Source organism: Flavobacterium sp. Flavsp81 (genome assembly GCF_059491325.1).
Window position 1 is genome coordinate 3846457 of record NZ_CP168505.1, and the last position, 12748, is coordinate 3859204.

Below are 12748 nucleotides of genomic sequence, written 5' to 3' on the forward strand. Positions count from 1 at the left end.
TTGCATTCATGAAACAGTTTATAGATTATATCCTGCAGTATGGCAGTTTAAACCAACAGCAAATTGACCTGATTACAAAAAAGGCAGTCGAAATACAGCTTTCAAAAGACCAGTATTTTTCGGAAGCCGGGAAAATCGCGCAACAAGTTGGTTTTATTTTAGATGGTGTAATACGAGTTTGTTACTACAATAATAAAGGCGAGGAGATTACTAAATATTTTATTGAAGAAAATAATATGGTCGTAGATTTGGAGAGTTTTGATAATGAAATTTGTTCAAATGCTTATGTGCAGGCAGTCACCGATTGTAAAATGATTGTTTTTTCCAGAAAAGACTGGACAGAACTTTTAGATATTATTATTCCGTGGCAGGCAATTGTAAATAAAATTATTTCAAGAGCATTAAGGCAAAAAGTAGAAAGAAGAAGTCCTTTGGTTTCTGAAGATGCTACAACTCGTTATTTGATGTTTTTGAAAATCTATCCCAATATTGTTAATCGTGTTCCGCTTTCTTATGTCGCTTCTTACTTAGGGATGACGCAATCTTCCCTGAGCAGAATCAGAAAAAATATTCTGTAAGTTGCTTTTTGCCAAATGACAAATGATTTCATTTTTAAACGAATCACCTTTGTATTATTAATTTAAAACAGTAAAAAATGAAGTCAGTATTGATCACAGGGGCCAACAGAAGCATTGGTTTGGAAATAGTAAAACAGCTTTCTAAAAAAGGATTATTTGTTTATTTAGGAAGCCGTGACCTTGAGAAAGGCAAAGCAGCAGTAACAGAATTAAACGAAAATGGTTTTGAGAATATTCAGGCTATTGAAATTGATGTTACAAATCCGGATTCAATTTTAGCTGCAAAAAAGATTGTTGAAAACGAGCAGGGCAAATTGGATATTTTGATCAATAATGCAGGAATATTGGGAACAAATCCACAGCAAGCATCAGATACATCTATTGCAGATATTCAAAAAGTGTTTGATACAAATTTCTTTGGTGTAATTAATGTTACACAGACATTTTTGGAATTGCTTAAAAAATCAGAGAGTCCAAGAATCAGTAATATTACTTCTGGGCTGGGTTCATTAACATTGCACAGTGATCCAAGCTGGAAATATTATGAGATTAAAACAGCGAGTTACGGAACTTCAAAGGCAGCTCTGAATGCTTACACCATTAATTTGGCTTACGAACTAAAAGATTTGCCTTTTAAAGTAAATGCGATTGACCCGGGTTATACCGCAACGGATTTCAATCATCATAGCGGACCCGGAACAGTTGAAAGTGCAGCAAGTTTTATTGTAAAACATACGTTAACAGATGAAAATGGACCAACAGGAAAATTTTTCAGCAATGATATTGAAGATGAAAGTGAAGAAAGTCCGTGGTAAGAAGTAATTTTGGATAATTCGATTTTTTCAAATCATGTTCAGTAATAAAATGTAAAACCCGAAACGATTAGTTTCGGGTTTTGTTATTTAATCAATCCACTTATAATATCTCGCACCAATTAAATGTGGGATCTCTTTTTCGATCCGGTCTAAAATCCATTCGTTTTTAGGCGTTCTAACGCTTTGTTTTTGTTCTTTTTTGTGAAGGCTTTCATAAGTTTCAAAGCCTATTTCTGTACTTTCTTCCAGATTTTCAAAAAGTTTGGTTTTGGCTAAAGCCGATTGCCATTCCGGTTGAATCGTTCCTTCAAAAACTTTTGATTTTGATCCGCTTCCGTAAGCCAGGAATCCGAATTTAGTTCCGGCAACTTCTTGCTTTGTATCATAATAATGAGCCAAAGTCGATAATAATCCCATGAAAATGGAACCTGTATAAAGATTCCCAATTAACGATGAAGCCAACTCTGCAGGCTGTAATTTCCCGGTTACAAACTTTCTGTATTCATCAGATTTTCCAACTTCTTTAATTTTATTCTGATATTCTGCCGGCTCGATATTTTCTGAAATGATTTTATCAGTATGGTCTAAAGCATAGATTTCAGATAACATTCTGCGTCCCTGAAAAGAATAAGGCAAGTGCATGATAATACTGTTCCAGGAATTGTATAAAGTTTCGGTCGTGTTTTTTAATTTCTTGAATGAAAAGTAAGCAGCACGCGTACGATCCATATAACATTGATTAGAATATTGACCATCAAAAACCGGCTGGTCTTTATGGATTTCGATTTCAGCTTCTAAATTGTCAAACCACGGATCATTGTTTTCGTTTTGTGTAATTGCTTCTTTCGAAATGCTTCTGTACGGTTTGAAAAAGTCAAAAACACCTTTTGTACTTGTTGCCCAATTGTCATCAAAAGCAATAATTCTAGGGTTTGAACTCACTAACATGGCTAAAGCTCCCGCACCTTGTGTATATTCTCCGGTTGAATTTAAATCGTATTTGGCAAAATCAGTTGTAACCACAATTGCTTTTTTGGCTGGATTCAGCTTTACGAAATCAATACAGTTTTGCAAAGCATCAACGCCGCCGATACAGGCAAAAGTAAAATCGACAACATCACATTCGGTAAGTGAATCTTCGCCAAATTTCTGTTCCATTAAGCTGATTAAGAAAGAACTGATGGGTTTCGAACTGTCAATGCCGCTTTCGGTTCCAACATAAATTCGGCTGATTTCATTTAGGTTTATTTCGTTTTCAAGGATTAGTTTGGTTAAGGCATTGGCTCCAAAAACAACAGCATCCTGATGAACGTCCGGTAAAGTCATTTTAAGTAATCCGAGTCCTTTTTCTAATTTTTCTGGTTCAATATTTCTGGCTGTGGCCAAAGTTTTGATGGGTAAGTATATGTTGGCTACATCAAAAGAAATAGCATCAATTCCTGTTTTCATTCTCATTTTTTTTGAAGCGGATAAAGGTACGATAAAAGGGTAATTTTTTAAGGGTACAAAAATACTCTTTTCAGACACTTTTGATCAAAACAAATCAAAAGTTTGATTAAAATAATAATTTTGTAAATTTTTGTTATTTTTTTTCGGATTATATATTTTCTTAAATAAAACAGCTTAATTATGTTTTTGGAAATTTTTAATGTAAAAAAATGTATTATCTGTTTTTTTTATACGTAAAAGTACGTATACGTAGTCTATTTTAAAATCATTATAAATAACAACGAAATGGTTGTAGTTGATGTGTAATTGGTTTATTTTTGCTTAATTTTTTAAAACAAACTACTTAACACTTATGGCACAATCTGCACTATTGAATGCTTCCATTTTAAAGAAAGTCGCTATGGCACTTTCGGGAATATTCTTAATCACGTTTTTAGCGCTGCATGTTTCCTTAAATTTCATTTCTATTCTTAGTGAAGATGTTTTTAACGAAGCTTCTCACTTTATGGGTTACAATCCGCTAATACAATATGTAATGCAACCAGTTTTGGCAATCGGGGTAATTTTCCATTTTATAATGGGATTTGTACTGACTATTCAAAACAGAGCTGCACGACCAATTGCTTATGCAAATTACAACGGAGCTGCAAATGCTTCATGGAGTTCCAGAAATATGATTATTTCAGGATTGGTTATCCTTGCTTTCTTAGGATTGCATTTTTATGATTTTTGGTTTCCTGAAGTTGCCTACAAATATATTGCAGGTACTGAGCCAGATGCTACAAGATACTACGGAGAGTTAGTTCATAAATTTCATGATCCGATTCGTACAGGATTATACTGCATATCTTTTGTGCTATTAGGATTCCACCTTTGGCACGGATTCGGTTCATCCCTTCAATCTATGGGGATGCACAATAAATATTCCCGATTCTTAAGTAAAGTAGGTTATTGGTTCGCAGTTGTTGTGCCGGCCCTTTTCGTAATTATCGCATTATTTCATCATTTCAATAATTAATATCAAATTATAATGGCATTAGATTCAAAAATTCCACATGGCCCAATATCGGACAAATGGACAGATTATAAAGATCATATTAATTTAGTAAACCCTGCGAACAAGCGTAATTTAGATATCATTATCGTGGGTACAGGTTTGGCTGGAGGTTCTGCTGCGGCAACTTTAGCTGAATTAGGTTATAACGTAAAAGCTTTCTGCTTTCAGGATTCACCAAGACGTGCGCACTCTATTGCAGCGCAAGGGGGGATCAATGCAGCAAAAAATTATAAAGGAGACGGTGACTCAGTTTACAGATTGTTTTACGATACTGTAAAAGGTGGTGACTACCGTGCTCGTGAGGCAAACGTTCACCGTTTGGCCGAAGTTTCGGCAAATATTATCGACCAGTGTGTGGCTCAAGGGGTGCCATTGGCTCGTGAATATGGCGGACTTTTGGATAACCGTTCTTTTGGAGGAACTTTGGTTTCCCGTACATTTTATGCACAAGGACAAACTGGTCAGCAGTTATTGTTAGGAGCTTATTCTGCAATGAACCGTCAGATTGGCCGTGGAAAAATAAAAATGTACAACCGTCACGAAATGCTTGATTTAGTAATCGTTGACGGAAAAGCGAGAGGTATTATCGCTCGTAACTTAATTACCGGAGAAATAGAAAGACACTCTGCTCATGCCGTAGTTATTGGTTCTGGAGGATACGGAAACGTATTTTTCCTTTCGACAAATGCTATGGGAAGTAACGCAACAGCAGCCTGGAAAATACATAAAAAAGGAGCGTTTTTCGCAAATCCTTGTTACACACAAATTCACCCAACCTGTATTCCGGTTTCAGGAGATCATCAGTCAAAACTGACTTTGATGTCTGAATCGTTACGTAATGACGGTCGTATTTGGGTTCCTGCAAAATTAGAAGATGCTCAGGCAATTCGTGAAGGAAAGAAAAAAGCAACAGATTTATCTGAAGCTGAAAGAGATTATTTCTTAGAAAGAAGATATCCTGCTTTTGGTAATCTTGTACCTCGTGATGTAGCGTCCCGAGCTGCAAAAGAAAGATGTGATGCCGGTTTTGGAGTAAATAAAACTGGTGAAGCAGTTTACCTTGATTTTGCCGCCGCTATCGAACGTTACGGAAAAGAAGCTGCTTATGTAAAAGGTTTAGATGCTAATGACAAAAAAATAGTAACTAAATTAGGAACTGACATCGTAAAAAGCAAATACGGAAACTTATTCCAAATGTATTTGAAGATTGTTGATGAAAATCCCTATACAACGCCAATGATGATTTATCCAGCGGTTCACTATACTATGGGTGGAACATGGGTTGATTATAATTTAATGACTACCATTCCCGGATGTTTCTCAATCGGGGAATCTAACTTCTCTGATCACGGAGCAAACAGATTGGGAGCTTCTGCCTTGATGCAAGGTTTGGCTGATGGATATTTTGTTCTTCCTTATACTATCGGAGATTATTTGGCTCCGGATATTAAAATGGGACCAATTTCTACAGATTTACCGGAATTCGTTGAAGCGGAGAAAGGGGTAAAAGATCAAATCGACAGATTTATCAATAATAAAGGGACACATTCTGTAGATTATTTCCATAAGAAATTAGGAAAAATCATGTGGGATAAAGTAGGTATGGCTCGTAATGAAAAAGGATTAAACGAAGCTATTGTAGAAATTGCTGCTTTACGCGAAGAGTTTTACAGAGACGTAAAAGTTCCTGGAACCGCTGACGGATTTAATCAGGAATTAGAGAAAGCGACTCGTGTTGCCGATTTCCTTGAACTAGGAGAATTGTTTGCCAAAGATGCTTTACATCGTAACGAATCTTGTGGAGGTCACTTCCGTGAAGAATACCAGACAGAAGAAGGAGAAGCACTTCGTGATGATGAAAACTTTGCATACGTAGCAGCCTGGGAATACAAAGGAAAACCAAGTGATGCCGTATTACACAAAGAGCCTCTGGTTTACGAAAATATTAAATTAGTACAGCGTAGTTACAAATAGCAATTAGTCAAAAGACAAAAGTTATAAAGTCAAACGACTTTCGGCTTTCGACTTTATGACCTTCAAACTAAAACAGTATGAAACTTACATTAAAAATATGGCGTCAAAAAAACGCCCAGGATAAAGGGGGAATTGTTGATTACCCAATCGACGGAATCGAACCGGATATGTCTTTCCTTGAAATGCTTGATGTTCTTAATGAACAATTAATCAACAAAGGTGAAGAGCCGGTAGCATTTGATCACGATTGTCGTGAAGGAATCTGTGGAATGTGTTCCTTATTCATCAATGGAGAAGCACACGGACCAGACAGAGGCGTAACGACTTGTCAGTTGCATATGCGTATGTTTAAAGATGGCGATACGATTTTTATCGAACCATTTAGAGCAAAAGCTTTCCCGGTAATTAAAGATTTAGTTGTTGACAGAAGTTCTTTTGACAGAATTCAACACGCAGGAGGATTTATCTCGGTAAATACTTCCGGAAATACAATTGATGCCAATACAATTCCAATTAACAAAGACGATGCAGACAAATCATTTGATGCAGCTGCTTGTATTGGTTGTGGAGCTTGTGTTGCAACTTGTAAAAACTCATCGGCAATGTTGTTCGTGGGTGCAAAAGTATCTCAATATGCTTTATTGCCACAAGGTAGAATTGAGGCTACAGAGCGTGTACTAAACATGGTTCACCAAATGGATTTAGAAGGTTTTGGTAATTGTACCAATACAGGAGCTTGTGAAGTAGAATGTCCAAAAGGAATTTCTCTTGAAAATATCGCACGTATGAACCGTGAATATTTAGCTGCAAGTTTAAAAGGATAATAAATTACTAACATAGTTTTTATAAAAGCGCATTCATTAATTTGAATGCGTTTTTTTTATCTTTATATGAAAATTAAGTAAAAATGAAAATTGCACTTATTCAATCTGATCTTGTTTGGGAAAATCCTCAGGGAAACAGAATTAATTTCGAAGTTAAAATAAATGAAATAAGCACAGATGTTGATTTAATTGTTTTGCCGGAGATGTTTTCAACAGGATTTACTATGCAGGCTTCAGAAATGGCTGAAACGATGCAGGGAGAAACTATTCAATGGATGCAAACAATTGCTCAAAGTAAAAATTGTGCAATTACCGGAAGCCTCATTATTACTGAAAACAATAAATTCTATAATCGATTTATATTTGTTTTTCCATCGGGAGAAATCCAGTTTTATGATAAAAGGCATTTATTCTCGCTCGCCGGCGAAGATAAAGTTTACACTCGTGGTACACAAAAAGTAATAATTGATTATTCAGGCTGGAAGATTTGCCTGCAGGTTTGTTATGATCTGCGCTTTCCGGTATTTGCCAGAAATGTAGAAAATTATGATCTGCTTTTGTATGTTGCCAATTGGCCAAAAGTACGCGTGAACGCATGGGATATTCTGCTAAAAGCACGGGCTGTCGAAAACCAGAGCTATGTTGTCGGAATAAACAGAATAGGCATGGATGGACATAATTATGAACACAACGGGCATTCGCAAGTTGTTGATTTTCTTGGGAATTCAGTTTTAGAACCACAAGAAAAGGGAGGTGTTTTTATGGTTGAATTAGATAAAAACGCACTGTTGGAAGCCCGCAAAAAATTTGATTTTTTGAGTGACAAAGATGTTTTTGAAATTAAGAATTAGAAAGCAGTTTTCTTTTTCTTTTTTTCATCTTTAATCTTTTTTTCATCTTCCTTCTTTTCAATATCAGGATCGTACTGAACGCTTAAATCAAAAGCCTGGTCAACATCCCAATTGGCTCTGACATCAACTTCTTTTTGTAAATAGTTGACCTCTTCAGCATATCTTTTTTCTAAATAGTTCCCAGGGTCATACATTTTGTTTTTGTTGTCATCATAAATCACGCGAACAAAAAATACATTGGGTTCTAAAAGCTGAAATTCAAATTTTGTCTTGTCTTCAGAATAATCACTGGCAAGTACAACATCTCCTTTTTTATTGGTTAATTCAACAATAATCGGAAAACGTTTTACATTTTGTAAATTCAAGGTAAGATTTCCATATTCATCAACTGCTTTCGTAGTTAATTTGTAAGATAGCGTATCATTTGATTTTTCATAGAAATCTGTTAAAGCTCCCGGTAAAAAAGTGAAATTATATTTCTCCGAAGGCTCTTTTTTAAAATCGATAAATAGTCTTTGATCAAATTCATCATATTCAGTTGTAAAATCTACTGCAAGAGAATCCTTGTTTAGTAATTTTATTTTTGATTTGTCAAATTTTACAAGTGGAATAGTCGTTTCGAGTGTAAATCTGTCCCGAAAATGTATAATGCCGTTTTGTAGAGCAGTTATGTTTAAGGTGTCTTTTTTCTGGTTTTTAATTTTAAAATTAAACTTTTTATTATAGTTTTCTTTACTGATTTCCAGTGATAGGGAATCTGCTTTTATTGGCTGATACCAAACTTGCAGGGAATCCTTTTTTGGAAATTGGGTTATGATGGTTTCCAGAATTTCAGTATTGTTTTTAAGTACAATTTTAGGTTTTGAATTTTTGAAATTCTGTTTTCCTTCGTATGGAAGTAATAATCTGTTTCCTGAAGCTTGTATAGGTTTGAAAGCTTTTATCGGAATTTGTTCCTTAAACAATTCTAATTCAAAAACAGTATCATTCGGAATAGTAATGTAATTTTTGATAAAACCAATTTTATCATCTTTTGGATTATACCTGTTGTTGCTTCCTTTGTCTTTTAAAGCTAATAAAAGATATTTTCCGGCTTTTAAATTCTCTAATCTAAAAGTTCTTAAACTGTCTAAAGTATTGGTAATATAGCGAGGACTTTCTTTATAAATAACAGAATCCTTAAATTTATCATTCACTTCATACAGCATTACGGACACAAAATTATCAGGTGTTTTGTTATACGAATCCTTAATTCTTCCGTTTAAGGCAAGTGAATCAATATAGGTACCTGTCGAAAAAACATATTTGAACTGGTTATAAGGGTTTCCTTCGTTATTGTCTGTAATGCTTTCTCCAAAATTAAAACTGTAGGTTGTATTGGGCTGTAAAGTATCTTTTATTTTGATATTGATAAATTTACTTGCATTTGAGGGAGTAATAACGGGCGGATTTTTCATTGGAGGTGAAATAATCAGCTGTTTATTAAGGTTCTTAAGTTTTACATATTCATCAAATGTCAAAATGATTTCATCACCTTTAAATTCGGTACTGAAATTTTTAGGTGAACTTGATTTTAAAATTGGGGCAAGGGTATCTTTTAAACCTCCTGTTATGCTGCCGCGCTTTGCGCAGCTCATCATTAAAAATACTAATAAAAAAGAAAAATATTTTAAGCTGTTTTTCAACATAACGGTTTGTGATTTAATTCCACAAAATAACAATTATATTTGCTTTAATCGAAATTTTTTATCGTTTTATTAGGTTTTGGTAATTCCCTGAAATTTGTTTTTTAACTTAATAAAAAAGAAATATCTGTCAGGATGTAAATGACGTGCAATATTCTTACATTTGAACCTGAATTTAATTTTATCAGGTTTGAAAAAAGGCGTTTTTTGGGTGTTACTATTTTTATTGATTTCATGTAATGAAAATGATAAACCGGTTATTTCCTTTTATTACTGGAAAACGATTTTTAAATTATCTGAAACAGAAAAAGAAGTTCTTACTGAAAATAATGTCCGTAAAATTTATATCCGATATTTCGATATTGATCTGCATCCGAAAAATGAAAATCCCATTCCCTTAAGTCCTGTTCGGTTTCAGGAAATAATGAGTGGTTTTGATATTGTTCCTGTGATTTATATTAAAAATAAAGTGATGCTGAAACCAAGTCTTGATATTGAAGATCTGGCTGGGAAAGCAGTCGGATTAGTGAATGAAATCAATTCTGAAAATAAAATCAACTGTAAAGAAATTCAGATTGATTGCGATTGGACACTTTCAAGTAAAGATAATTATTTGAAGTTTATTGCAGTTTTTAAAAAGCTTTCAAAGAAAAAACTTTCAGCAACAATTCGTCTGCATCAGGTGAAGTATTTTAAAAAGACTAAAATACCAAATGTTGATTCCGGCGTTTTGATGTATTATAATATGGGGAAAATCGCTGCAGATTCGTTAAATTCTATTTATGATAAGGAAATTGCTGAACGATATCTCAAAAGCTTGAAAAAATATCCTTTGCATCTTGATTTTGCATTGCCTATTTACTCCTGGTCTGTTCATATCAGGAATCAAAGGGTGATTGGATTGCGTTCAAAGTTAAGTGTTTCATCACTTAAAAAAGATGCAAATTTTGAACAAATAAGTTCTGTTTTTTTTAAAGTTAAACGTTCGAATTATAAAAACGGTACCTTTTACGAAGAAAATGATTTGTTGAAAACAGAAGCAGTTTCTTCAGAAGATTTAATACAAATGGCAAATGAGTTGGACAAAAACTTAGTTACCCCTCCAAAAGAAATTATATTTTACGATTTAGACGAATTCAATATAAAAAACTATGAAAAGAATATTTTTAAGCAAGTTGTTTCTTATTACTAGCACTTCCCTGCTTTTTGTTTATGGAATAATTTATGCCTGCTCTGATGGAGGTTTTGGTTATTTTGAAGATTCCAATTTTACGCCCGAAACATTTGTCGATGAATCATACAAACCGCTTTTTTTATCAGGTGATATTTTTTATGGAATCGGTTTTGACACCGAACATAATTCCAGATTTAATGATGATATAAAATCAGATTGGCAAACGTATCTGAAAGGAAAAGCAGATGCTGCAATAATAAGTTATTTCCTGATTGGCGCTGATGAACCAAAATCATATGATGAAAAAGACAGAGCTTTAGAAAATAAGACAGACGTAGAACAGCTTCATGTTTTTTTTAAAACAAAAAAAGAAAATAAAACCTCTCTGAAATGGGGTAAAAAAATCAGTTTAAAAGAAGATAAAATCAAGAGTTTTATCGAATTTTTATACTTGGCACAAAAAATAGAAACCGTTTCTATCGGGGAAGATTATTGGAGCTATGATCCGGTTGTGGCAAAAACTTTTGATGATCAGAAAATGATTCAGTCAATTGAAAATGTTTATAACACAACCTCAGATTCATTCTTAAAAAACAGATATTGGTTTCTTACCATGAAAGCACGTTTTTATAGTAATGACAAACAAAAAGCAATAGTCTTTTTTAATAAAACAGAAAGCGATGCTCCTAAAAACGCTTTATATTATCGTGCTCTTTCTTATGTGGCAGGAATAAATTACAAGCAGAAAAAATATGCGGTTTCCAATTATTTATACGCACAGGTTTTTGATAAATGTCCGGAAATGAGAATCGTGACGGCTTACTGTTTTCATCCTCAAAACGATGCTGATTGGAATAAATCTTTAGCTATGGCTAAAACAAACAAAGAAAAAGCTGCTCTTTGGGCAATTCATGGATTTTATAAAGATGAAACTCAGGCTATTGAAAAAATTTATGGATTAGACTCTAAAAGTGAACATCTAAATTATTTGCTGACCAGACTGGTCAATAAACAAGAACAGGGAATTAATAATTCGTTTTATGAAGGTAAAACGGAAAACGTGCAGGCAAAGCAACAAACTGTTATAGAAAACAAAGAATTAAATAAAAGCAAAATTGATAATAAAGCTTTCGATTTAGTCTCAAAAATAGCTTCTGCCGGAAATACGGAGAAACCTTATTTGTGGGACATTGCTTTGGGTTATTTGCAAATTCTAAAATCCGATTTCGCAAAAGCGGATGCAAATTTTGATAAAGCCGAAAAAACAATGCCAAAAACCGAGCTTTCTATTTATCAATTAAGATTGCTTCGGTTTGTAAATAATTTGAGTAAAATTGACAAACTTACTTCGAAAAACGAAAAAACAATTCTGGCTGATTTGAACTGGCTGTATCAGGAACTTCCTAGAACATATAAAGGAGAAGAATTCCGTTATCAAAATGCTTCTGCATGGAGCAAAAAATATTTGGCGGTACTTTACAAAGAGCAATCAAATCCTGTTATGGCTGAATTATTTGGTAATTCTCAAGACTATTGGGATGGTGGAAGTTCTTTTTATGATAATGAAAAAGAATTATTAGCAATGAAATCGTTTTTGGCTAAGTCAAATAAATCTGAAATCGAGAAAATTGCTGCCGGAATTTATAGTTTAAAACTGAAGGATATTAATAATTTTCAGGCAGTTCAGGCTACTTTTAAGAACAAAATCCCTGAAGCAATTGCTTTCATAAAAGAAACAGATTCGGTTCAGTATTATGTGTTTTCAGGGAATCCATTTAATGGAAGCATTAAAGATTGTCACGATTGTGATCACGCAGCATATCAGAAAAAGAAATATTCTCAAATTGATTTTCTGAATATGATAAAAGCTATGCAGGATAAATTAGCAGAGAAAGAAGATGTGTATACAAACAGTTTGTTGTTAGGAAATGCATTTTATAACATTACCCATTTTGGAAACGGAAGAAGTTTTTACGAAATAAATATTGTCGGCTATGGATCGAGTCCGTATTCGTTTAGGGATTCCATGAAAAAAATGATTACTAATTGTGACCTGCCAAAAATGTATTACCAAAAAGCGTTTGAAGCAGCGACAACAAAAGAGCAAAAAGCAAAATGTATTTACTTATTGTCTAAATGCGAACGAAATGAATACTATAATAAAAAGTATAATGAAATAAATGGTTGGTGGGAAGTCCAGGATGACAAGGTTAATTTCATCGCCTGGAATGGATTCAAAACGCTAAGAAAAGAATATTCAGACACGGAATATTATCAGGATGTCATTGCAGAATGTGGTTATTTTAATACATATGTAAATCGATAATTTGAAGTAAAACAC

General features: G+C 33.8%; 10 protein-coding genes. 8 read left to right on the plus strand and 2 right to left on the minus strand.

The features are described from left to right. Window positions 1-8 precede the first annotated feature (8 nt). Together ACEN92_RS16145 and ACEN92_RS16150 are read left to right on the plus strand one after the other, a co-directional pair. Window positions 9-578 (plus strand): Crp/Fnr family transcriptional regulator, encoded by a 570-nt coding sequence (locus tag ACEN92_RS16145; protein ID WP_495639368.1) that lies wholly within the window; start codon window positions 9-11, stop codon window positions 576-578. Window positions 579-655: 77 nt separating this feature from the next. After that, complete coding sequence (locus ACEN92_RS16150) at window positions 656-1393, plus strand: SDR family oxidoreductase (protein WP_495639369.1); 738 nt, start codon at window positions 656-658, stop codon at window positions 1391-1393. Window positions 1394-1480: 87 nt separating this feature from the next. Here ACEN92_RS16150 and ACEN92_RS16155 read toward each other — a convergent pair whose 3' ends face one another. Then, window positions 1481-2842, minus strand: coding sequence for a hydroxymethylglutaryl-CoA synthase family protein (locus tag ACEN92_RS16155; RefSeq protein ID WP_495639370.1), 1362 nt, complete (start codon window positions 2840-2842; stop codon window positions 1481-1483). A 352-nt stretch (window positions 2843-3194) separates the two neighbouring features. Here ACEN92_RS16155 and ACEN92_RS16160 point away from each other — a divergent pair, with 352 nt between their 5' ends. The 4 genes from ACEN92_RS16160 (at window position 3195) to ACEN92_RS16175 (ending at window position 7548) form a co-directional block, all read left to right on the plus strand. Next, window positions 3195-3860, plus strand: coding sequence for a succinate dehydrogenase cytochrome b subunit (locus ACEN92_RS16160; RefSeq protein WP_495639371.1), 666 nt, complete (start codon window positions 3195-3197; stop codon window positions 3858-3860). 12 nt (window positions 3861-3872) lie between these two features. Next, window positions 3873-5873 (plus strand): fumarate reductase/succinate dehydrogenase flavoprotein subunit, encoded by a 2001-nt coding sequence (locus tag ACEN92_RS16165; protein ID WP_495639372.1) that lies wholly within the window; start codon window positions 3873-3875, stop codon window positions 5871-5873. 77 nt (window positions 5874-5950) lie between these two features. Next, window positions 5951-6697 (plus strand): succinate dehydrogenase/fumarate reductase iron-sulfur subunit, encoded by a 747-nt coding sequence (locus ACEN92_RS16170; RefSeq protein WP_495639373.1) that lies wholly within the window; start codon window positions 5951-5953, stop codon window positions 6695-6697. A gap of 83 nt (window positions 6698-6780) precedes the next feature. Further along, on the plus strand, window positions 6781-7548 hold the full coding sequence (locus ACEN92_RS16175) for an amidohydrolase (protein ID WP_495639374.1): 768 nt from the start codon (window positions 6781-6783) through the stop codon (window positions 7546-7548). On the opposite strand, the gene ACEN92_RS16180 is transcribed toward ACEN92_RS16175, so the two are convergent. After that, a complete protein-coding gene (locus ACEN92_RS16180) occupies window positions 7545-9236 on the minus strand; it encodes an Ig-like domain-containing domain (protein ID WP_495639375.1) in 1692 nt (563 codons plus the stop codon). The genes ACEN92_RS16175 and ACEN92_RS16180 overlap by 4 nt on opposite strands. 187 nt (window positions 9237-9423) lie before the next feature. Between ACEN92_RS16180 and ACEN92_RS16185 the strand changes: the two genes are divergently transcribed. Continuing rightward, the gene (locus tag ACEN92_RS16185; protein ID WP_495639376.1) at window positions 9424-10425 is read left to right on the plus strand and encodes a hypothetical protein; all 1002 of its coding nucleotides are present in this window, start codon (window positions 9424-9426) and stop codon (window positions 10423-10425) included. Further along, window positions 10385-12733, plus strand: a complete 2349-nt coding sequence (locus tag ACEN92_RS16190) for a hypothetical protein (RefSeq protein ID WP_495639377.1) — start codon at window positions 10385-10387, stop codon at window positions 12731-12733. The genes ACEN92_RS16185 and ACEN92_RS16190 overlap by 41 nt, the downstream gene beginning before the upstream one ends. The last annotated feature ends 15 nt before the right edge of the window (window positions 12734-12748 follow it).